18 protein-coding genes are annotated in these 21,714 nt (G+C 67.8%); 10 read left to right on the forward strand and 8 right to left on the reverse strand.

Annotation, left to right across the window (positions count from 1 at the left end; all coding sequences use genetic code 11):
- Positions 1-27: 27 nt before the first annotated feature.
- The 5 genes from J0I43_RS06025 to J0I43_RS06045 form a co-directional block, all read right to left on the reverse strand.
- Complete coding sequence (locus J0I43_RS06025; protein WP_292860517.1) at positions 28-1,206, reverse strand: hypothetical protein; 1,179 nt, start codon at positions 1,204-1,206, stop codon at positions 28-30.
- Between the two features lie 27 nt (positions 1,207-1,233).
- Positions 1,234-2,871 (reverse strand): AMP-binding protein, encoded by a 1,638-nt coding sequence (locus J0I43_RS06030; RefSeq protein ID WP_292860520.1) that lies wholly within the window; start codon positions 2,869-2,871, stop codon positions 1,234-1,236.
- A 39-nt stretch (positions 2,872-2,910) separates the two neighbouring features.
- Positions 2,911-4,311 (reverse strand): MFS transporter, encoded by a 1,401-nt coding sequence (locus J0I43_RS06035; protein WP_292860523.1) that lies wholly within the window; start codon positions 4,309-4,311, stop codon positions 2,911-2,913.
- 132 nt (positions 4,312-4,443) lie between these two features.
- The gene (locus J0I43_RS06040; RefSeq protein ID WP_292860526.1) at positions 4,444-5,337 is read right to left on the reverse strand and encodes a LuxR C-terminal-related transcriptional regulator; all 894 of its coding nucleotides are present in this window, start codon (positions 5,335-5,337) and stop codon (positions 4,444-4,446) included.
- 108 nt (positions 5,338-5,445) lie between these two features.
- Entirely contained in the window at positions 5,446-7,020 is a 1,575-nt protein-coding gene (locus tag J0I43_RS06045; RefSeq protein ID WP_292860529.1) for an MFS transporter, read from the reverse strand.
- A gap of 221 nt (positions 7,021-7,241) precedes the next feature.
- Between J0I43_RS06045 and rpsF the strand changes: the two genes are divergently transcribed.
- Genes rpsF through rplI form a run of 4 tightly spaced genes read left to right on the forward strand, consistent with a single transcriptional unit; the run spans position 7,242 to position 8,870 of the window.
- Complete coding sequence (rpsF, locus tag J0I43_RS06050) at positions 7,242-7,580, forward strand: 30S ribosomal protein S6 (protein WP_292860625.1); 339 nt, start codon at positions 7,242-7,244, stop codon at positions 7,578-7,580.
- 6 nt (positions 7,581-7,586) lie between these two features.
- Positions 7,587-8,096 (forward strand): single-stranded DNA-binding protein, encoded by a 510-nt coding sequence (locus J0I43_RS06055; RefSeq protein ID WP_292860534.1) that lies wholly within the window; start codon positions 7,587-7,589, stop codon positions 8,094-8,096.
- Positions 8,097-8,152: 56 nt separating this feature from the next.
- Positions 8,153-8,407 (forward strand): 30S ribosomal protein S18, encoded by a 255-nt coding sequence (rpsR, locus tag J0I43_RS06060; protein WP_005054609.1) that lies wholly within the window; start codon positions 8,153-8,155, stop codon positions 8,405-8,407.
- 10 nt (positions 8,408-8,417) lie between these two features.
- A complete protein-coding gene (gene rplI, locus J0I43_RS06065; RefSeq protein WP_292860547.1) occupies positions 8,418-8,870 on the forward strand; it encodes a 50S ribosomal protein L9 in 453 nt (150 codons plus the stop codon).
- 68 nt (positions 8,871-8,938) lie between these two features.
- Here rplI and J0I43_RS06070 read toward each other — a convergent pair whose 3' ends face one another.
- Positions 8,939-10,234 (reverse strand): hypothetical protein, encoded by a 1,296-nt coding sequence (locus tag J0I43_RS06070; protein WP_292860550.1) that lies wholly within the window; start codon positions 10,232-10,234, stop codon positions 8,939-8,941.
- A 75-nt stretch (positions 10,235-10,309) separates the two neighbouring features.
- Positions 10,310-11,197: a hypothetical protein gene (locus J0I43_RS06075; RefSeq protein WP_292860553.1), complete on the reverse strand. Its 888-nt coding sequence runs from the start codon at positions 11,195-11,197 to the stop codon at positions 10,310-10,312.
- Between the two features lie 514 nt (positions 11,198-11,711).
- Between J0I43_RS06075 and dnaB the strand changes: the two genes are divergently transcribed.
- A complete protein-coding gene (dnaB, locus tag J0I43_RS06080; protein WP_292860556.1) occupies positions 11,712-13,091 on the forward strand; it encodes a replicative DNA helicase in 1,380 nt (459 codons plus the stop codon).
- Positions 13,092-13,184: 93 nt separating this feature from the next.
- Positions 13,185-16,769 carry a P-loop NTPase fold protein gene (locus J0I43_RS06085; protein WP_292860559.1) on the forward strand — a complete coding sequence of 1,195 codons (3,585 nt, stop codon included), beginning with the start codon at positions 13,185-13,187 and terminating at the stop codon, positions 16,767-16,769.
- A gap of 1 nt (position 16,770) precedes the next feature.
- Here J0I43_RS06085 and J0I43_RS06090 read toward each other — a convergent pair whose 3' ends face one another.
- The gene (locus J0I43_RS06090) at positions 16,771-17,088 is read right to left on the reverse strand and encodes a hypothetical protein (protein WP_215486953.1); all 318 of its coding nucleotides are present in this window, start codon (positions 17,086-17,088) and stop codon (positions 16,771-16,773) included.
- A gap of 263 nt (positions 17,089-17,351) precedes the next feature.
- On the opposite strand from J0I43_RS06090, the gene J0I43_RS06095 reads away from it, so the two are divergent.
- From J0I43_RS06095 to J0I43_RS06110, 4 genes are all read left to right on the forward strand, one after another.
- The gene (locus J0I43_RS06095; protein ID WP_292860574.1) at positions 17,352-18,110 is read left to right on the forward strand and encodes a TnsA-like heteromeric transposase endonuclease subunit; all 759 of its coding nucleotides are present in this window, start codon (positions 17,352-17,354) and stop codon (positions 18,108-18,110) included.
- Positions 18,111-18,144: 34 nt separating this feature from the next.
- Complete coding sequence (locus tag J0I43_RS06100) at positions 18,145-20,301, forward strand: integrase (protein ID WP_292860577.1); 2,157 nt, start codon at positions 18,145-18,147, stop codon at positions 20,299-20,301.
- Complete coding sequence (locus J0I43_RS06105; RefSeq protein WP_101305227.1) at positions 20,298-21,476, forward strand: TniB family NTP-binding protein; 1,179 nt, start codon at positions 20,298-20,300, stop codon at positions 21,474-21,476. Before J0I43_RS06100 ends, J0I43_RS06105 begins: the two co-directional genes overlap by 4 nt.
- A partial coding sequence (locus J0I43_RS06110) for a hypothetical protein (RefSeq protein WP_292860583.1) occupies positions 21,476-21,714 on the forward strand: 239 nt, incomplete at its 3' end. The genes J0I43_RS06105 and J0I43_RS06110, both read left to right, overlap by 1 nt.

The raw sequence follows: 21,714 nt of genomic DNA on the forward strand, positions 1-21,714 counted from the left end.
GGGCTCAACGCCCGAGCGTCGGCGGGCTCAGCGCCCGAAGACGGCGGCGAGGATCGGCGACACGAAGCTCCACGCCCAGATCGCGAGGAAGCCGACGACGAGGATCGCGCCGAACACCGAGAAGCGCGACTTCAGCCGTCGGCCCTGCGGTGCGACCCCGACCGGGGGTGTCGTCAGCGTCCCCGGCGGCGTGAGCGCGGACGTCGGCGCGGCGAAGGGCAGGGCGGCGCCGCCGGATGCCGCGGCGCGGGTCGTCGCGGCATCCGTCAGACGGTCGTCGCGCCAGCGCTCCCACTGGGCGAGCTTGTCGAGGAGCGACCGGACGACCGAGAACAGCCACTCCCACGTCGCCGGGTCGAGGGTCGACAGGTCGCGCTGCGCATAGAGGAAGAGCCAGTCGTCGACGATCTCGACATCGAGGGCGGCGGCGTTGTCGACGAAGCGCGCCATGATGTCGGGGGTGAAGAGGTACAGTGCGTCGCGCTCGTAGCCCTCCGGGCAGTACAGCGCGAAGTACCTGTCGAAGTCGCCCTCGAGACTCAGACGCTGGTGCGTGTCGAACGACTCGGGCAGGTTCGATCCGAACCAGCCGTTGTTGCCCGTGGCATCCAGCACGATGTGGGGCAGCGGATTGGCGAGCTTCACCGCGACGTAGCCCCAGGTGTGCGTCGACTCGTTCTTGCCGGAGCCCGTCTTGTAGCGGTAGTTCGCGAACTCGACGAGGCGGGGCCGATCGCCGCGCAGGATGTCGGTCGCGACGCGGGAGTGCCCGGCATCGAAGATCATCCCGGGGAGCGCGGGTGCCTTCGCCTCCGGGTACCAGGTCATGCCGTTGGCCTGCGCGAACCGGTCCAGGCGATAGGCGCGCAGCGGACCGGCGCCGATCCGCCCTGTGAACAGGCCCCAGATCACGAAGCCCGCGGCGAAGACGAGCGCCGTGAAGACGAGCACCGGGGCGATCGCGAAGACGCTGGCCTCGCCGCCGCGCAGCGAGAGGATCGATCCGATGATGCCGACGAACACGCTGCCGAACATCAGCAGGAACACCGCGAACACGACGACGCCGATGATGAGGCCGACGGGGGATGCCGACGGCATCCGCCCTGCCGCCTTCAGCTGCTTCACATAGGCGCGCGCCGTGCGGCGGTCGACGGGTTCGGTGAGCGCACGGGCATCGAAGGGACGGGATGCCGAGGGTGCGCTCACGCCGCCAGGTTACCGGCGCGCTGTCGCTCAGGCGGGGATCACCGCTTGAGTCGGGCGATGCCGAAGGTCGAACTTCTGCACTTTGCCGGTGGCGGTGTGGGGGAGCTCAGCGACGAACAGGAACTCGTCGGGCACTTTGAAGGCCGCCACCAGCCCGCGGGTGTGGATGCGCAGTTCGGCGTCGCCTACGTCGTGCCCCTTGCGCAGCACCACGTAGGCGATCGGCCGCTCCCCCCAGCGCTCGCTCGGCACTCCGATGACGGCGACTTCGAGCACGGCGTCGTGGGAGACGACGGCCTGCTCGACCTCGACCGTCGAGATGTTCTCGCCGCCCGAGATGATGATGTCCTTCGCTCGATCCTTCAGCTCGATGTAGCGGTCGGGATGCATGACGCCGAGGTCGCCCGTGTGGAACCATCCCCCGCGAAAGGCCTCGCGGGTGGCGCGGCGGTCGCGGAAGTACTCGAGCATGACGTTATTGCCGCGCAGGACGATCTCACCGAGCGTCTTGCCGTCGGCAGGCACGTCCCGGTCGTGCTCGTCGACGATGCGCGCCGACTCAGCCTGCAGCATCCCGACGCCCTGACGGGACAGGCGGGTGGCGCGCTCGCCGGGCTCGAGCTCATCCCAGCGCGACTGGTACTCGCAGATCGTGAAGGGACCGTAGACCTCGGTGAGGCCATACACGTGCACGACCGTGATCCCGAGTTCCTCGAGCTGGCCGATGATCGTCGGCGACGGAGGCGCCCCCGCGGTGGTGATCCGCAGCGGCGCATCGACGACGTGCGCCGCCGGAGCGGTCGCGATGATCGTGCATACGGTCGGGGCGCCGCACAGGTGCGTGATCGCCTCATCGTCGATCAGCGCCCAGATCGTCTCGCTGCGGACCGCGCGCAGGGCGACGTGCGTCGCGCCCGTGGCGGTGACCGCCCACGGCATGCACCACCCGTTGCAATGGAAGGTGGGGAGCGTCCACAGGAACACCGACGAGCTGTTGAGCTGCTGATGGATGATCTCGCCGAGCACATTCAGGTACGCGCCGCGGTGCGTGTAGACGACGCCCTTCGGCTTGCCCGTGGTGCCTGACGTGTAGTTGATCGAGATCGGCGCGCGCTCGTCTTCGACGTGCCAGCTGATGTCTTCGGACGACGCGGCGGCCTGCGCGAGGAAGCCCGCGTAGCCGATCTGGCCCGCCGCGACGTGCCCGCCGGGGTGCCCGAACTCGGGGTCGGCGACCTCGACGACCTCTTCCAGGGTCGGTACGGTGGCGCGGATGTCACCGATGGATGCCAGCAGCTCGGCATCCACGATGAGGATGCGAGCACCCGAGTGCAGCAGGATGTACTCGATCTCGTGTCGGCTCAGACGCGAGTTGATCATCACGAGCACGCCCCCGGCCAGGGGCACGGCGAAGTGGCCGATGATCGCCTCCGGCGTGTTCGGCATGAGGTACGCGACTCGGTCACCAGGCTCGATCCGATCGGCGATCACCGAGGCGAGAAGCTCGGCCTCGTGGGCCATCTCTCGATAGGTGTGGCGCCGCCGCCCGTAGATGATGGCGGTCTTGTCGGGGAACACTTCGGCGGAGCGCTGCAGGAAGCGCAGCGGAGTGAGCGGTTCGTCGTTGGCGGAGGTGAGTGTCGACGCCAGGGAGATGGTGGACATGTCGTTCCTTGTGGGGTGTGCGATCTAGGCGGCGTGATGTCAGAGCGTCGCGGCGGCAGGGGTGTCGTCGACGGCGGGGTCGGCGGATCCCGTGGTCGCGTGCTCGGTGTCGAGCGACGTGCCACCGGTCTCGCGCAGTGCGAGAGCGCACACAATGCTCAGCGCGCTGACGCCGGCCAGCAGGTAGCCGATCGCCATGCCGCCGAAGCTCGCCGCGAGGGCTGCGGCGACCAGGGGTGTCACGCCACCGCCGACGAGGGCGGCGAGGTTGTACGCCGTCCCGGCACCCGTGTAGCGGTAACGGGTCTGGAAGAGCTCGGGCAGGTACGAGCCGAACGGGCCGTACGAGCCGCCGACGATGAACATCGTCACGGAGAGGCCGAGCACGAAGGCGCCGTACGAGCCCGAGTCGAGCAGGGGGAACAGGAGCAGCGACCACGGCAGCGCGACGATGACAGAGGTGAGCACGACGGGACGGCGGCCGAAGCGGTCGGAGAGCACTCCGGCGAGGACCGTCCCGCCTGCGAACACGAGGGCGGCGATGATGCCGGCGGTCAGGACGGCCGGGCGGGAGTGACCGAGCACGGTCGTCCCATAGCTGGTCAGGAACGCGGTCGAGATGTAGAAGAACGCGAACAGCATCGCGGCCGCGCCGCCGCCGAGGAGGATCTCGACCGGCTGGATGCGGATGGACTCCCATACCGGCAGGGTGCGCGGCACGGTCGCGACGGGCGACGCGGCGGCGCTGCGCTCCTGCTCGCGCCGGAACACCGGCGTCTCTTCGACCTTGAGACGGATGTAGAGGCCGACGACGACGAGGGCGGCGCTCAGGATGAAGGGGATGCGCCAGGCGAAGCCGACGAACGCCTCGGATGTGTCGCCGAGGGTGAGGTTGATCACCAGGAAGGTTGCGCTCGCCAGGACGAAGCCCAGCGACGGGCCCAGTTGGGGGAACGATGCCCACAGTCCGCGGCGGTGCGCGGGTGCATGCTCGGTCGCCATAAGGGTCGCTCCGGCCCACTCGCCGCCGACCGCGAGGCCCTGCAGGAACCGGAGGGTGACGAGGATGAGCGGAGCCGCGACGCCGATCAGAGAGGCGTCGGGGAGGACTCCGACCAGAAAGGTCGCCCCACCCATGATCAGCAGCGTGAGGATGAGGGTCTTCTTGCGGCCCAGTCGATCGCCGTAGTGCCCGAAGATGAGGGCGCCCAGGGGGCGGGCGACGAACGCGACCGCGAACGTGGCGAAGGCGGCGACGGTTCCTGCGCCCGTGCCCAGTGCCGGGAAGAACACGGCGGGGAAGACGAGTGCGGCGGCCGTGCCGTAGATGATGAAGTCGTAGAACTCGATGACGCTGCCGATCGTGCTGGCGGCGGCGACGCGCTTCATCGAGACCGGTGAGGTCTCGGCGGACGGCACGGGGGATGGGATCTGTGACATCTCGGTCTCCTTTGACAGATGTGGTCGCCGTGCGGCGGTGCAACGGGTGGCGACAACATTCACACGCATCGGATCGGCCCCCGTACCCCCCGATGGGGGGAAAGCGGAGAGAGGATGCCGATCGCGCGGAGGTCAGGGGAGGAGGTGCAGGCGGCGTGCGGTGGCGACGGCCTCGTGCCGCGAGTGGGCGCCCAGCTTGCCCATGACCGTCTGCATGTAGCTCTTGACGGTGCCGGCCTGCAGCCCGAGGCGAGTGGCGGCCTCGGGGTAGCTGCATCCGAGCGCGATCTGGGCGAGGACGTCGGACTCGCGTCGCGTGAGGGTGGGTGCGCCCAGGCTCGGCGCGTCGCCGGCGAGGCGCTGGGTCACCGCCAGGATGCGTCGTGACAGTTCGGCGTCGTCGGTCGTGCTGGCCAGGGCCAGCAGCTCACCGTGCGCGGTCCTGATGGCTTCGCGCAGGTCGTGACTCTCGGGGCCGGCCGCGAGCGGCTCGCTGCCGCGCAGGAGCGCGACCCGCCGGTCGACCTCGTCGCGCGTGCGCAGCTCGTTCGCGATGACGCGGGCAGCGTCCACGAGCTCGGTCGAGAGGCGATCGCCGATCGTGACCCGCTCGCGGGTCGCCGCGTACATGATCACCCGTGGCTGGCCGTCGACGGTGACCGGCAGGGCGACCATCGAACGCAGCCCTTCGCGGCGCACGGCTTCGTCGTGCTGATGCGAGATCTGTGCTGCCTCGACGTAGTCGGCCACCGCCGTGGGCTTGCCGCGGGCGAGGGCGCCTCCGCCGACGCCTTCGCCGCGCTGCACGAACAGCTTGTCGAGGCTGTTCGTGGTGGTGCCGATGAACTCGGTGATGGTGAGCGCGCCGTCCTCGACGAGTCCCGCGAAGAGGATGCCGACACGCGCCTGACCGGCAAGGCGCCTCAACGACGATCGGAGGAGATCCCGGTCGTCGGGGCGCAGGACCGATGCCGGGTCGTCACGCATGACGGCGCTCCCCTCGTCGGTTGCGCGGAATCGTAGCATCCCCACACGCTCGGAGGATCGGGTGTGCGGTGCGCTATCTCGGGGGGCGGCGTGAGTGCGGACGTCGGCGCGGCAAGGGCGAGGGCACCGCCGGTGGCATCCATTTCGCTACGCGACCGGGGCGTCCTCACGCGCGTAGCGCTCGCGCAGTCGCTTCTCCTCAGCCGGCGACGGCAGCCCGAACACCACGACGAGGAACCCCAGTGCGATCGCGATCCCGCCCACGAGGTACGCCGCCCAGGTGCCGTCGACGAAGCTGATGCGGGCGGCCTCGATGATGCGGTCGGCGTAGTCGGGGTTGTCGGAGGCGACGTGCAGCGCCGACGCGTACGAGGACTGCAGCGCCCGGGCGACGTCGGCGCCGATCGTCGTCGCCTCGGGAGAGGCGCTGATGAGGTCGCCGAAGACACGCGCGAAGCCCCCCGCGAGGACGGCGCCCAGGAGCGCCTGCAGGATCGCCCCGCCGAGGTCGGTCTGCAGGTCGGTCGTGGCGGATGCCATGCCCGCGCGCCGCACCGGCGTGCTGCTCATGAGAGAGCGGGATGCCGCCGTCATGACGAACGACGCGCCGCCGCCGACGAGAGCGAAGGCGAGTGCGACGACCCAGGAGGGCGTCGCCTGTGCCCAGGTGAGCATCGTGGCGAAGGCGCCCGCGAGGAGCACATAGCCGACGACCATGCTGGGGCGGACGCCGCGGGACACGAGGATGCTCGCCGGCACCCCGCACAGGAGCAGCGCGACCGCCGCGGGAACGAGCGCGAGGCCGGCCTGCATCGCGTCGTAGCCGAGGATGTTCTGCAGGTACTGCTGGCCGACGAACATCGCGCCCTCGAGGGCGCCGAACGCGAGAGCACCGGCGACGGCCGGCACCCAGAAGAGGCGCCGTCGCGCGACCTGCAGATCGTAGAGGGGGGATGCCGCGGCCCGCTGTCGAGCGAAGAACAGGGCCAGCAGGGCCGCCGCCGCGAGAAGCAGCCCGCCGCCCAGGGCCGTCTCGCCCGGGGCGAAGACGATCTCGACCCCCAGCACGAGCGCGGCGACCGCGACCACCGACACGACCCCGCCGAGATGGTCGACCGGCTTGTCCGACTCTTCGACACCGCGCGGCACGGTCCGCGCCGCGAGGGCGAGGGCGACGAGCGCGAGGGGAACGGGAGCCCCGATCGCGACTCGCCACCCCACCGTGTCGACGAGGGCGCCCGACACGATCGACCCGCCCACCGTCGCCCCCGCGCAGATCGCGGTCCACAACGCGATCGCCCGGCCGCGCGCGGGCCCGTCGGCCCAGAGCGCCGTGATGAGCGCGAGCGTCGTCGGGAACGCCATCCCCGCCGCCATCCCGGTGAGGACGCGCGCGGCCATGAGTGTCTCCGCGGAGGGCGCGAGCGCGGCGGCGGTGCCGGTGACGAGGAGCGCGATGAGCCCGATGCACAACACTCGGACGCGCCCGTAGCGGTCGGCGATCGCGCCCGCGTAGAGGACCGTCATCGCCATGCCGAGTCCCGTCCCGAGGGCGATCAGGTTGAGCGCCGTCTGAGAGGCGTCGAAATCCGCGGCGATCTGCGGCAGCGCGACGGTGGCGCCCGCGAGGGTGAGGTTGCAGATCGCGGCCGTCAGGACGAGCGCCGTCAGCACGGCGGCGGAGCGCGGAGGTGCGGCCGAGGGTGCGGTCGTGCGCGGCATCCGTCGTCCTCTCGCACCGCGGGTGGTCTCGAGCAGAGCGTACTGGGGATTCGGCGTGGGCCGCGGCATCCGCTAGACTGTTGTGGTTGTCCGTCTGTCTGCGCCGTTCCGGCGCGCGCGGCCGGGCACGTGCATCAACCCTCCTGATGCCGGGAAGTGCCCGGCATCCGTTCTAGTCCGAAGGAGGTGGGTTAGTGACGCACTCACACCAGTACGAGCTCATGGTCATCCTCGACCCCGAGATCGACGAGCGTCAGGTCGCCCCCAAGCTCGACGGATTCCTGAAGGTCATCACCGCTGATGGTGGCTCGATCGACAACGTCGACGTCTGGGGCAAGCGCCGCCTGGCATACGAGATCCAGAAGAAGAACGAGGGCATCTACGCCGTCGTCAACTTCACCGCCACGAGCGAGGCCACGCAGGAGCTCGACCGTCAGCTCAAGCTGAACGAGCAGATCATGCGTACGAAGGTCCTGCGTGCCGAGGAGGCGATCGCCCAGGTCGCCGCCGAGAAGGAGCGCGCCGAGGCCAAAGCCGCCCGCAAGGCAGCGAAGGCGTAACGGACGATGGCCGGCGAGACCGTCATCACCGTCGTGGGCAACCTCACGGCAGACCCCGAGCTGCGGTACACGCAGAACGGCCTGCCCGTCGCGAACTTCACGATCGCGTCGACTCCGCGCAACTTCGACCGTCAGGCGAACGAGTGGAAGGACGGCGAAGCGCTGTTCCTCCGCGCGAGCGTGTGGCGCGAGTTCGCCGAGCACGTGGCCGGGTCGCTCACGAAGGGTTCCCGCGTCATCGCGACCGGCCGGTTGAAGCAGCGCTCCTACCAGGACCGCGAGGGCAACAACCGCACCGCGATCGAGCTGGAGGTCGACGAGATCGGCCCCTCGCTCCGGTATGCCACGGCTCAGGTCACGCGTGCCGCGTCCGGCGGAGGCAACTTCGGCGGCGGCGGTGGCCAGCAGCGCCCGCAGCAGGTCCAGCAGGCGGAGGAGCCGTGGGCGACCCCCGGCTCGGCCGCCCCGGACGCCTGGAGCGCTCCCGGTTCCTACGGCGACGACACGCCGTTCTGATCTCGATACACCGCGCTGCGCGCGGCACTCGATCACCGAAAGATTAAGGAAAAACAATGGCTGGAAAGGCTACCGGCGATCGCCGCAAGCCGCGGAAGGGCGCGAAGAACGCCGCTCCCGCGAAGGCGATCCGCGTCGGCGTCATCGACTACAAGGATGTCGCGACGCTTCGCAAGTTCATCTCGGAGCGCGGCAAGATCCGCGCCCGTCGTATCACCGGTGTCTCGGTGCAGGAGCAGCGTCTGATCGCCAAGGCGATCAAGAACGCGCGCGAAATGGCGCTCCTGCCTTACGCCGGCGCTGGCCGCTAAGGAGCACCTCATGGCAAAGCTGATTCTCACGAACGAGGTTGCCGGGCTCGGAAGCGCCGGTGACGTCATCGAGGTCAAGAACGGGTATGCCCGTAACTACCTCATCCCCCAGGGCTTCGCAGTGGCCTGGACCCGCGGTGGCGAGAAGCAGGTGGCATCCATTCGTGCCGCCCGTGACGCCCGCGCGATCCACGTGCACGAAGAGGCCGTGGCGCTCAAGGACGCCCTCGAGGCGAACAAGGTCCGCCTCTCCGTCAAGGCCGGCAAGGAAGGTCGCCTCTTCGGCGCCGTCAAGCCCGCCGACGTCGCCACCGCGGTCGCCGCGGCAGGCCTGGGCGAGCTCGACAAGCGCAAGATCCACATCCCCGCGCCGATCAAGGCCGTGGGCGAGCACGAGGCGACCGTTCGCCTCCGTGACGACCTCACCGCTGTCATCACGCTGCAGGTGGTCGCCGCGAAGTAATTCGCGCTCGCCGGATGCCGCGACCTCTCCTTCGGGAAAGGTCGCGGCATTCGCCGTTCATGCGACGCTCAGGCGGTGATGCGGCGCCGCGCGGTGAGCAGCGCGCCCGTGCCGAGCGCGAGCACTCCCGCCAGGAGCGGCAGCCAGGGCAGGATGCCCCCCGTCTGCGCGAGCGTGCGCACCGATCCGACTGCCGCAGCCATGCCCACGGTGCTCGTCGTGCCGGGGGTCACCGGCGTGACCGGGGTCACCGGGGTCACCGGGGTCACGGGCGTGACAGGCGTGACAGGCGTGACCGGGGTCACCGGAGTGCCCGTCGTCGAGCCCGTCGTCGTCGCGTCGCCGATGACCGACACGGCGTTGCCGCCGATGGTGATCGGCAGGCTGATCGGGGCGATGAGCTGCGTGCCGCCGAGGATGCTGTCGTCACCGCTCGTGGTGGCGCCGCCGGCCGAGCCGGCCGTGGGCGTGCCGCCGGTCGTGGTGGCATCCGTGCTGGTCGCGTCGCCGACGACGGAGACGGCGTTGCCGCCGATCGTGATCGGGGCGCTGACGGGCGCGATGAGCTGCGTGCCGCCGAGGATGCTGTCGTCACCGCTCGTGGTGGCGCCGCCCGCCGAGCCGGCCGCGGGCGTGCCGCCGGTCGTGGTGGCATCCGTGCTGGTCGCGTCGCCGATGACCGACACGGCGTTGCCGCCGATCGTGATCGGCAGGGTGATCGGGGCGATCGCCTGCGTACCTCCGAGGATGCCGTCGGCACCGCTTGTTGTCGCGTCGCCGGCCGGGCCGGTGGCGGGTGTGCCGCCGGTGGTCTTGGCATCCGTGCTGGTCGCGTCGCCGATGACCGAGACGGCGTTGCCGCCGATCGTGATCGGAACGCTGATGGGCACGACGGCCTGCGTGCCGCCGCCGATGCTGTCGTCACCGCTCGTCGTCGGAGCGGCGGCGGGCTCGGCGGCCGGTGCCGCGGCCTCCGCGGGTGCGGCGGTCGTGGCATCCGCCGACTCGGCGTCGCCGATGACCGATACCGCGTTGCCGCCGATCGTCACCGGGACGGCGACGTCGATGAGCGCCTGTGTGCCGGAAAGGATGCCGTCGAGGCCCGACGTCGAGACGCTCCCGCTCGGGGCGTCCGTGGCGGCCGGGGCCGTCGTCGTGGCGTCGGTGCTCGTGGCGTCGCCCAGGATCGAGACGGCGTTGCCGCCGATCGTGACGGGCACGTCGAGCGAGATGAGGGCCTGCGTGCCGGACAGCAGTCCGTCGTCGCCCGTGGTTTCGGCCGCTTGAGCGACCGTCGTGCCGAGGAGCGTGATGCCCCCGGCCAGCAGCGTGCCCCAAAGAGCGCGCGAAACAATGGTGTTCATGATGTCTCCTTCGAGAGGGTGTGCGGGTGCGCGAACGCGCGGAACCATGCCGCTCGAGGAGCGGCCGCAACCCGGTCAGTCGGGAGAGACGTCGGTGGCGAAGGTCGGCGACGACGGGACGGACTCGTCCCCCGGGCCGCGCCGCCATGCCCAGGCACGGTGCATGGCGAACAGTCCGAAGGCGAGCGCGGCGGCCGCGCCGAAGCCGAAGGCGGATGAAGACGAGAAGAAGGATGAGGTCGCATCGAGCGCTCCGCTGAGCGGCAGCACGGGGCCCACCGTCGAGGCGAGTGCGCTCACCGTGGTCGAGACGACGATGGATGCCGTGACCAGCGCTGGCGCAGCGTCACCGACCGCGCACGCGAATGTCGGCGCGCCGGCTGCAGCGAGGGCGAACGATGATGCGGTGACGCCGATGCCGGACGAGTCCGTCGGGAGGGCAGGATGCGCCGGAGCGGAGCCGCTGGATGAATCGATGGGCGAGCCGGTCGCTGGGGAAGAGGGCTGCAGGATGCCGTCGATCGGCAGCACCGGCGCGACGATCGTGCCGACGGGCGCGAGCACGGGAGCGAGGGGCGCGACGACCGTCGCAACCGGCTCCAGAACGGGCTGCAGGACCGGGGCGAGTGAGTCGACGACCGGGCCGAGCACCGGCGTTACGGCGGGCGCGACCGCCTCGACGACGGGGGCGACGGCGTCGGTGACCGGCGCGATCGTATCCAGGACCGGGGCGGCGGCATTCGCCACCGGGGTGAGAACGGGCGTCGTCACGGAACTGAGCGTTCCGGCGATCGAATCGAGGGCGTTGCCGAGCACTCCAGGGTCGTCATCGTCGGCGGCGTGGGCGGCACCCGCACCGAGGGTGAGGGTGAGCAGCAACCAGGCGAACATGACGCCCGCCGCGATCGCGAGCAGTCGCACGAGGCGCGAAATGCGCACGACGACATCGCTTGATGTATCCACGTTCACCTCCCACGACTGATGGTCGGATGTCGACGTCACGGTCGACTCTGGAGTGCCTGGACTCGTGACTGTACTCCCGTCGGAGACCCGTGTCCAGGCCCCCTTCCGCTGTTTCGGCCCCGCCGCCGGGTCACGGGCGTCCGCACGCGCGGAGTGTGACCTCGTGTGTCGGGTACGCGACGCGCCCGAGGGAATCGGACTTGACAAAGCGCACGTTATCCCCGTGGTTGTCCCCAGGCAGGGGGTTGGGGGCCAACCTTCAACCCACACTTCAGACATGATCTCTGTCCACAGGGTGTGGAACAGAAAAGACCTGACCAGATCATCATTCGAAGCCATAGAAAACTGCAAGTTAGCTGAGTTTCCACAGACGCTGTACACAGGCATCCCGGCGTTTCTCGCACACTCTCCACACAGTTGTCCACAGGTGGGTTTGCGGGTGTCGGAACCCGTCTCTAGCGTGTCTTGAGGCTCGGAGGATGAGACGAGGACGAGCTGGGAACAGGGGCGCTGCATGTCGATCGCGGACATCTCGAATGAGCGCCTCGGCGGAGCGCCGGAACGCGGAAACGAGCGCACGCCTCCGCACGATCTGCTGGCCGAGCAGTCCACTCTCGGCGGCATGCTGCTCTCGCCGGATGCCGTGGCCGACGTCGTCGAGTCGATCCGCGGCACCGACTTCTACGTCCCGAAGCACGAGCTGATCTTCGAAGCGATCCTCAGCCTGTACTCGCACGGTGAGCCCACCGACGTCGTCGCCGTCACCGACGAGCTGATCAAGACCGGCGACCTCATGCGCGCCGGTGGTGCCGACTATCTGCACTCTTTGACGTCGATCGTCCCGACGGCGGCGAACTCGGCCTACTACGCGTCGATCGTGCGCGAACGCGCACTGCTGCGACGGCTGGTCGAGGCGGGCACGCGCATCGTGCAGATGGGCTACAACGGCCAGGGCGAGGCGCTCGATCTCGTCAACAACGCGCAGGCCGAGATCTATTCGGTGACCGGTGCCGAGCAGTCCGAGGACTACGTCCCGCTCGAGGTCGCGGTCGGGGCAGCGATCGAGGAGATCGAGGCCGCCCGCGGACGCGATGGCCAGATGACCGGCATCCCGACCGGTTTCGCCGGGCTCGATCAGCTGACGAACGGCCTGCACCCCGGGCAGATGATCGTGGTCGCGGCACGGCCCGCGATGGGCAAGAGCACCTTGGCTCTGGATTTCGCGCGTGCGGCGGCGATCAAGCACGACCGGCCGACGATCTTCTTCTCGCTCGAGATGGGGCGCAGCGAGATCGCGATGCGCCTCATGAGCGCAGAGGGTGCCGTGCCGCTGCAGTCGATGCGTAAGGGGTCGCTCGATTCGCGCGACTGGACGACGATCGCCTCGACGCGCGGCCGCATCAACGATGCGCCTCTCTACATCGACGACTCGCCGAACATGACGCTCGTCGAGATCCGCGCGAAGTGCCGCAAGCTCAAGCAGCGCGTCGGCCTGCAGATGGTCGTGATCGACTACCTCCAGCTGATGACGTCGGGCAAGCGGGTCGAGTCGCGTCAGCAGGAGGTCTCGGAATTCTCGCGTGCGCTGAAGCTCCTCGCGAAGGAGCTGCAGGTGCCGGTGATCGCGCTGTCGCAGTTGAACCGTGGCCCCGAGCAACGCGCGGACAAGAAGCCCGCGATCAGCGACCTGCGCGAATCGGGCTCGATCGAGCAGGATGCCGACATGGTGATCCTGCTCCACCGCGAAGCCGCCTACGAGAAGGACAGCCCCCGTGCCGGCGAGGCCGACTTGATCGTGGCCAAGCACCGAAACGGCCCGACCGACACCGTGACCGTCGCCTTCCAAGGCCACTTCTCACGCTTCACCGACATGGCGCCGGGGGACTTCGGGTAGATGTAGGTTCCACGCCGAAATGACATATTCCACGGGTAGTTGGCAGGCACTTGGCATCCCTGCCATTTGCTGTGGACGATTGAGGGGTTCGGTGTGACTGATGCCAGCGAGACGGTGACCAGTCCACTGAGGCTCGAGTCGCTCGTTCCACGGTTCGTGAGCGACCAGCACGGCACTTATCGCGACGAGCTCGTCGACCTGCTCACCGACGACGATCGACGCGCGCGCGTATGGAATATCGCGTTGACCGGGGGGTACGGCAGCGGGAAGAGTAGCGTGCTCGCGGGCGTGCGAGACCAGCTCGGCAAGCGCGTGGTTGAGATCTCACTGTCGTCGCTCAGCGACGTCGGTGTTGAGCGTGGTGACGACCTCAACAACTACATCCAGAAGGAGATCGTCAAGCAGCTGCTCTATCGTGAGCGCCCCAGCCGCGTCCCGGGATCGAGGTTCAAGAGGATCAGCAGGCTGCCAGTAGGGCGAACGCTGGTTGCATCCGCGCTGGTCGCTGTCCTCATAGCACTCACCTTATGGATCACAGGTTGGGGAGCACCGTTCCAACTCGCCCCCGCCAACGAGGGCATGCGAGTCCCATTGCTGCTTTCTGCAGCGTTGATCGCCGGCGTGATCGCGTACGTGGTTATGGCGCTCCTGCACAACCGGATCCGAATCGACAAACTGGGAACCTCAGCGACGTCGGTGAGCCTGACCGCGGAGTCCGACGGTGGCAGCTACTTCGATGAGTACCTCGACGAGATCGTCTACTTCTTTGAAAAGACTCGTCGCGACATCGTGATCATTGAGGACCTGGACCGGTTCGAGGACCCGACAATCTACGCGTCTCTGCGTGAGCTCAACACCGTGCTCAACACGTCGCGACAACTTCGAAAGCGTCCGGTCCACTTCGTTTACGCTGTCCGGGACAGCATCTTCGAAGACCTTGAGGTGCCGCGCGATACGCCGGATGGCCCGGACGCAGCACCGGGCGTGTGGCAGGCCGACCGCGGACTGTCGGATGCGGCGACGCAGCGAACCAAGTTCTTCGAGCTCGTTGTCCCGATCGTGCCGTTCATCACACACCGCTCGTCTGCCGACCTCCTGTTCGATCTGGCCGCCGAGGTTGACTCGGCGATCTCCTTCGAGGCGGTCCGCGTGGTGGCGAAGCACGTGACAGATATGCGGCTTCTGCGCAACATCCTGAACGAGTTTCGGGTCTTCCACGCTCGTGTGCTGGCGGGCGGAAAGCTCGGCGGGCTCACCTCAAGCGGGTTGTTCGCGCTTGTTGCTTACAAGAACACCCATATGAAGCAGTTCGAGCTGATCCGGGTCGGATCAAGTGAGCTGGACGTGCTGTACCGACGCTCGCGAGAAATCATCGCGAGTGGGATGGATACTGCGTCGGCGACGCTCGCTGCGCTGCGTGAGCAGGGTACGCAGATTGCAGCGACTGATGCGCGCGCTGAGCAACTTGGCGCTGCGCTCCAAGATCTTGTCGAACGCTGGCTTCCACGGGTACATAGGCGTGGACACACTGCGACCTATCGAATTGGCGGAGCCGATTGGGCACCCGCCGCGCTCAGTACTGCCCGCTTCTGGGAAGCGGCAATCGACTCCGGCCACGCTCTGCAGGTCGTCGTGAATGGAGAGGTTCTTTTCGAGCTCACCGCTGACGAGATCGCTGCGGATCTGGGCGTGCCCGTCCCGGCGCGTTGGAGCGACCAAGTCGTCGCCGATACCGCGGCGGCTTCTGAGGATGCGCGCGCTGAGCTGCAGTGGTACCGCACGGCCGACTTCCAACAGTTGCTGATGCGACAGACGAGTGACTCTTCCTCGAGACTTATCCGCGGCACCGTCGACCCGCTTCTGCACGACCTCCTCGCAGAAGGGCTGATCGATAGGAACTTCGCACTCTACGCTTCCGAGTTTTACGGCGTCATTGCCTCTGCAGCAGCGATGACCTACGTGATCCAACACCTGCAAGCAGACACCCCGGATCACGACTACCCACTCGACGAGAAGGACGTCGACGCGGTGCTCGAGCTCGGCGGCCCGCGCGCGTTCGAATCGACCGGGCTGTTCAACATCGCGATCTACGACCAGCTGCTGGCGCGAGAAGACGGTCGGTTGGCGAAGAACATCGCCGCTCTCGCCGTTGCTGACCCCGCCGCCGTCGGCTTCATGCGCAGCTATTTGCAGCGTGGTCGGCTCCCAGCGACGCTCATCAGTCGCGTCGCAGCGCAGTGGGACGGGGTCTTCAAGTTCATCGATACTGAAGGACCCGCCGTCGCGGCGGATCAGCTCGATCTCGTCGTCGCCGCCTTCGAGTCCTTGAATCCAGAGCTGGAGTACGAGGTACCCGACGACGTCAAGCGACTTCTCGCTGAGAACCCAGGGCGCCTCACGGAACTGAGTGCTGACGGTACGCCCCAGCGAGCGACTGCTGCGCTTACCCAACTCGGCGTCAGTCTCGCAGATATCCGAGCGCTCCCACCGGCCGCGCAGCGGTCTGTCGTGGTCGCGCGCCGTTACGAGGTAAATGCGCCGAACCTCGAGGTGGCAGTCGGCGGGGGCGACATCGCGCTCGATGCAATCATGCAACTCGAGGATCCGACGTTCGACCACGTTCTCGGGCACTTCGAGGCGTACCTGTCAAGCATCGACGCATCCCACCGCCCGAGTATCACCGACGTTGACATGGCAGTGGATGTGATGGAGGCCGCGGAGCTTTCAAGGGCCGGCGCGGCAAGCGAGATCGCGCGGCGGATGCCCGCGGAGATGCTCATCCGAGACATCAATGCAGTGCCGGCGACGCTGCTTCCCGTTCTTGCTGAATCACACCGATTCCCCCTCACCTTCGCGAACGTCACGAACTACATCGCCGTACGCTCCCTGGACGCTCCTCTGATCGAGTACCTCGCTGCTTCGCCCACTCTCGCCGTCCCGCCAGAGACCGACGTGACCGCGCGCATCACTCTCGCCGCGCGCCTCGTCTCTGAGGATGAGCTCGATGTCGCCGCTCGTGTCACGCTTGCCGGACAGCTCGTAGACACGGTCCCAGCATCACGATCGATGGGGGATGAGGCGGATCTTGTCACGGCACTCATGAACGCAGGATTGCTCGACGACAGCGCTAGCACCTTCCAAGCTCTCGCCACCGCGCACGCACAGGAAGCATTTGTCGTGGAGTCTCAGACGGCGCCAGACTGGATCGTTTCGTCGAACGCGTCGGCGACATTGGTGGCGTCGCTCCTTCGCAATCCCGATGTCTCACCCCGGGTCAAGACTCTGCTTGCTGATGCGATTCCTCGAAACGCCGCTTGGGGATCAACCGATGTGCTTGAGGCGCTCGGCGCCTGGGCGGAGGTGACCCGCGAGCCCCTACCAGCCGAAACTCTACAGTTGATGCAGATGTCGGGAGCGTCGACCAGCTCAAAGGTCGCTGCGCTCAGCGCATCCGTGGCGACCGTGCCCGGCCTCGTACCCCAATACGTGGCCCAACTCGGCGGTGCGTACGCCGAGGTTCTTCAGCCCGCAAACACTTATGTCGATCTTCCGCTCGTCCCAGATCCGACACCGTTCCTGGAGTTGCTCAAGGACTCGGACACCGCCGTCTCATCCTTCAATGAAGTCGACGGCGTCATGCGTGTATACCGACACCGCCCGAGACCCAACGGTGACTAACCTACGATGCGGAGCGCTCGGTAGCGCGATCCTCTTCGACGTACTGGCTCGCCGCATTCCACCAGGGATTCTCGCGGACCCGATACAGAATGGTCCGCTCTCCAGGCACGCGCTCCACGAACTCGATGAAGTTCGCGCGGCGGAGCTTCTGGATCAGCGGATGCACGATTCCAGGAGAGAGTCTCGTCGCGTCGGTGATCGTCTTCGATGAGAACTTCCCGCCGCGCAGGCCCGCGATCTCGACCATGACGCTGTACATGTAGCTGTTGCCGAAGACGAGCCGGGATTCCTCCGGCGCGATGGGCTCCAACATCGTCATGTCCTTGAGTGTCGCACACGCGGCCGACGTGGGGTTCAGGCGGGCCTGCGCGCGTTGATTTCGTGGTCCCTATATTTGTATCCCTGACGGTGACTGTTGTGTATATGACATCGACTACAGTGAATGTCACATTCATTGGTATTCGTAAATCGCATATACCGAAGTAGCCCAGGAAATCAAGAGCGCGATCCTGAATCGTAATTCGCGAATCTATGGCAGAAGCGTGCATTCTCCCGGACCGATTCGACCCTCACGCTGGCTTCATGACGGCGCGCGAGCAACTCGAGACGCGGGGCGGAACGCGCCAGGCGGATGTCGGGCTGATGGTTCGCAAAATGGGTGGCGAGGTGGACGTTGTTCCGCTGCAGTCAGCTCGATTGAGCGTCTTCGACGCCGCCGTCCCGTGGCGTGAGTTCCGCTGGTACCGGGGGCAGCGGCACTTCTCGGGCAGCTACTGGTCGGCGACCATGCAAGCGCATGTCGGGTACGAGTCGCGACTCGAGTACGCGAACCTGCTGCTGGCCGACTTCGACCCTCGCGTCGACTGGATTCTCTCTCAGCCGTTCCTCCTCGAGGGGGAGGACAAGGGCGCACGCCGTCGCCACATTCCCGACTATCTGATGGTCCACGCGGACCACACCGTCTGCGTGGTGGATGTGAAGCCCGCCGCGAAGCTCACCGTCCCGAAGGTGCGTGACTCGCTGAGCTGGTCGCGGCGCGTGATCGAACCGCACGGGTGGAAGTACCGCGTCCAATCCGAGCCCGATGAAGTGTTGCTGCGCAACGTCCAGTTCCTTGCCGGCTACCGCCGGTCGTTCCAGTTCGCCGGCGGCGACGTCACCGCCGCGCTCGGCGAGCTGAGATCGCCCATGGCGTTCGGCGAGGCAGTGCGCGCGATCGTGCCCGTCACCGGCGGGCTTCTCGCAGCACGCGCGCTCGTCCTGCACCTGCTGTGGGCTCGCCGGCTGAGCACCGACCTGACTCGACTTCTGAGCGCCACGAGCATCGTGACGCGGGCCTGAGATACCACCACCTCAACACTTGAAGGAGATAGCGATGAGCAGCACGTGGACCCTGAAACCAGGCGTGGATATCGTCTACGACGGCGACGCCTGCACTGTTGCGGAGATCTGCGATGGCGCGGTCGTCGTCCGCACTCGAACTGGGCAGGTTCGGCGCCTGCGGATGATCGACCTCCTGCGCCCCCGCGCTGAGGGAGGTACGACACGCATCCCCGGAAACAGTCGCGATGAGGACGCGGCTCCACTGGGTGTCGTCTGGGCCGATGCCAGCGACGCGGCCCGCGCGGTGTCCGCCGAGCGCGCTGATCATGTGCGAGAGGTCCTCACCGGCTACCGGTCGGGGGCGGCCGAGATCGCACGTGAGGGCGAACCGAAGCTCGCCTACCATCCGGAGCGTCGCATCGAGGAGCGGATCGCGGCGAAGGCGCTCGAGCTCGGTAAGGGTCGCCGGACCGTCGCGAGGTGGGTGGCGCGGTATAAGGATGCCGGCGAGATCGGACTGATCGATCACCGCAAGGCGCAGCCGGGCAATCTGCTCGTCAACTTCGACGACCGCTGGGTCACGGCGGCACGTGAGGTCATCGATGAGCAGACGCCGGAGTCGAAGGTCGCGAAAAGCATCATCATCGCGAGAGTCAACGCCCGAGCCGACCGCACCCACGGGCCAGGTATCGTCGCCGCCCCTTCTCGAAGCGCCGCATACAAGATCCTCGACGAGCTCTCCCGTGGCCGCGCGACCTTCTCCGGGAGCACCAAGCGCAAGCGCTCCAACGCGAACCGGCCGCCCGCTCCGTACGGACGCCTGCACGCCACCGCGCCCGGCCAATACGTTCTCCTCGATACGACGCCGCTCAACGTCTTCGCCGTGGCCCCGGTGACGGGCAAGTGGGTCGCCGCAGACCTCACGGTCGCGATCGACCTCTACTCCCGCTGCATTCTCGGCATGCGGCTGACGCCCGGCTCAACGAAATCCATCGACGTATCCGGCGTGCTCATGGAAGCGTGCCAACCCTTCGACACTCCCGCGGAGTGGGGCACGAGCGCACGATGGCCCTTCCACGGTGTCGCCGGTTCCGTGCTCGTCGACCCGACGCGCATCCGCGTCCCGCGGTTCGTCCGTGCGGGGATCCTGCCCGACACGATCATCGTCGACCACGGCGCACCGTACCTCTCGGAGCACGTGACCAGCGCGTGCGCACGCCTGGGCATATCCATCCAGCCGGCCCGCGTCTACCAGCCCACCGACAAGAGCCCTGTCGAGAGGTTCTTCCGCACCCTCGACACGTTCCTCCAGGAACTCCCTGGCTACAAGGGCGCGGACGTCGGCGGCCGCGGCGACGACGTCGAAGCCGACGCGGTCTACACGGTCCCGCAGCTGGAGCAGATCATCCGCGAATGGGTCGCGACGGTCTACCACCTCCGACCCCACGACTCCCTCGAGGATCCCCGCCTCCCCGGCGTCAAGCTCAGCCCCGCCGAGAGATACGACCAGGGGCTCGCCGTTGCCGGGCAACTGCGGATGCCGATCGACCGGAGCGTTCTCCTCGAGCTGCTGCCGGTGGTGAAACGGCAGTTCAATCACTACGGCGTCGAGATCCACAAGCTGCGCTACACCGGAGACTCGGTCGCGAAGTACCGCAACCGCGCCCGGTCGATCCACCGAGACAAGGGCACGGAGTGGCCGTTCGTGGTCAACCCCGACGACTTGACGCAGATCTACTTCCACGACCCCGAGGACGGCACCTGGCACACCCTCGAGTGGGAGCACAAGGGAGCCTTCGACACACCGTTCAGCCTCGACGCGCTGGAGTACGCGAAGAAGATCGCGATCCGCCAGGGTCGCCCCTCTCAGGTCGACGACGTCGCCGCGCAGCTGCTCGAGGACTGGGGCGCGGGACGCGCGCTCACCCCATCGGAGAGGCGGATGAGTTCCCGCATGGCCGCGCAGCTCAACGAGAAGGATCCCGCGGCTGACGGGGTGTGGTCGCTGCGCACCGTCACCGTGCAGCGGATGCTCGAGGCCGAACTGAACCCCACCACAGATCTCGGACGGGAGCTCACCGGCGAGGTCCGCGACCCACGCAAGCGCGTCGACATTCCCGAAACGGGCGATGACGACGACGAGGACGACATCGACGAGCCCACGATCCGATCCGACTACCACTTCGAGCCGATGGAGATGATCCAATGACCGCCACAGTCCCGGGCGAGCACGACGCGCCTCGCCGGCAGCGGAGCCTGTCGACCTACGAGGGATGGAAGGACTTCGCCGAACGTCCCCCGCGCGATAAGCCCGCGTTGCTAACGACCGAGCAGCTCGGATCGCTCGGCCCGGACGAGTTCGCGCGGTACAACGCGGACCGGCGGGCGTGGCACGCGAACATCCTGCTGCGCACCCGGCAGGTGCACGGGGTGCACCTGCAACTGGGCGACATCCTGGACAGCAACCTGCAGGACTCCGACCGGGTCAAATCCGCCGCCGCCCTCGACGCCCCACCGGCCCTCGGGAAGTCGACGGTGGTCAACACGTTCGGGCGCGACTTCCACCGTCAGCGGATCGCGGAAGTGGGCGAGTACCTCGACGAGGATCGCGACATCCTCCACCTCCCGGTCTGCCACATCACCGTCCCAGGGCGCCTCACGATCAAGGGCCTGCACATGATGATCCTCGGGTTCTATGCCCACCCCGCGACCGCGGGCATCCTGCACCGTTCGATGGCCGGCCGAGATCTGGCGCGGGCGGCCGCGGACTGCATCGAACGGCACGACACCCGCCTCGTGATCATCGACGATCTGCACTTCATCCAGATGCGCACCCGCGACGGTGTCGAGGTCGCGAACCAGCTGAAGTGGCTGTCCAACGAGTACAGCGCCACCTTCCTGTTCGCCGGCGTCGCGCTCCGCGAACGCGGCCTCGTCGGCGAGGGCGCGACCGGGAAGGAAGCGGCGATGGCGCAGACGTTCCGCCGCTGGACCGTGCTCAGCCTCGACCCGTACAGCCTGCGCACCAAGCAGACCCGCCAGGAGTGGGACAGCCTGCTCTGGCACATCGAACAGGCCCTCGTGCTCGCGGACGCGCACGAAGGGATGCTCGTCGACATGTCGCGGTACCTGTTTGCCCGCACCACCGGCAACATCGGCTCGCTCATGGACCTCATCCGCCGCGGCGCGTCCCGCGCCATCCGCACCGGCGCCGAGCGGATCGACCGGAAGCTCCTCGACGACATCCGCATCGACGAGGGAGCAGAAACGGAGCGCACCGAGCTGCAGGCCAAGCACGACCAAGAGGATCGGGCACGCCGTGAGCGGCGCCGACGCCGACTGAAGAGCGACGGCGCCGAAGAGACCGGCGAGGAGGCCGCCTGATGAGCGAGACGGCCGGTGCCGTGCGCGTCCTTCCGTTCCGGGTCCGCCCCTTGCCGGATGAGCCGTTCGACTCCTGGCTGGAGGCCTCGGCGGCCGCGAACCGCGCGACTGTCGCGGAGATGGCGTGCGCGCTCGGCCTGGTGGAGCAGGAGGGCGGCAGGGCGGTGTCAGCGACATCGTGGATGGCCGCGCAGTGGGCGACCGAGCTCACCGATGAGCAGGCGTCCCGGCTGGAGCG

Origin of the sequence: Microbacterium sp. (genome assembly GCF_017305435.1) — a bacterium.
Lineage (GTDB): Bacteria > Actinomycetota > Actinomycetes > Actinomycetales > Microbacteriaceae > Microbacterium.

Bases quoted from the DNA above. Each gene is read 5' to 3' on its own strand.
- J0I43_RS06030 (WP_292860520.1), bottom strand. From the start codon at position 2,871: ATGTCCACCATCTCCCTGGCGTCGACACTCACCTCCGCCAACGACGAA.
- J0I43_RS06035 (WP_292860523.1), bottom strand. From the start codon at position 4,311: ATGTCACAGATCCCATCCCCCGTGCCGTCCGCCGAGACCTCACCGGTC.
- J0I43_RS06040 (WP_292860526.1), bottom strand. From the start codon at position 5,337: ATGCTACGATTCCGCGCAACCGACGAGGGGAGCGCCGTCATGCGTGAC.
- J0I43_RS06045 (WP_292860529.1), bottom strand. From the start codon at position 7,020: ATGCCGCGCACGACCGCACCCTCGGCCGCACCTCCGCGCTCCGCCGCC.
- rpsF (WP_292860625.1), top strand. From the start codon at position 7,242: ATGGTCATCCTCGACCCCGAGATCGACGAGCGTCAGGTCGCCCCCAAG.
- J0I43_RS06055 (WP_292860534.1), top strand. From the start codon at position 7,587: ATGGCCGGCGAGACCGTCATCACCGTCGTGGGCAACCTCACGGCAGAC.
- rpsR (WP_005054609.1), top strand. From the start codon at position 8,153: ATGGCTGGAAAGGCTACCGGCGATCGCCGCAAGCCGCGGAAGGGCGCG.
- rplI (WP_292860547.1), top strand. From the start codon at position 8,418: ATGGCAAAGCTGATTCTCACGAACGAGGTTGCCGGGCTCGGAAGCGCC.
- J0I43_RS06070 (WP_292860550.1), bottom strand. From the start codon at position 10,234: ATGAACACCATTGTTTCGCGCGCTCTTTGGGGCACGCTGCTGGCCGGG.
- dnaB (WP_292860556.1), top strand. From the start codon at position 11,712: ATGTCGATCGCGGACATCTCGAATGAGCGCCTCGGCGGAGCGCCGGAA.
- J0I43_RS06090 (WP_215486953.1), bottom strand. From the start codon at position 17,088: ATGACGATGTTGGAGCCCATCGCGCCGGAGGAATCCCGGCTCGTCTTC.
- J0I43_RS06095 (WP_292860574.1), top strand. From the start codon at position 17,352: ATGACGGCGCGCGAGCAACTCGAGACGCGGGGCGGAACGCGCCAGGCG.
- J0I43_RS06100 (WP_292860577.1), top strand. From the start codon at position 18,145: ATGAGCAGCACGTGGACCCTGAAACCAGGCGTGGATATCGTCTACGAC.
- J0I43_RS06105 (WP_101305227.1), top strand. From the start codon at position 20,298: ATGACCGCCACAGTCCCGGGCGAGCACGACGCGCCTCGCCGGCAGCGG.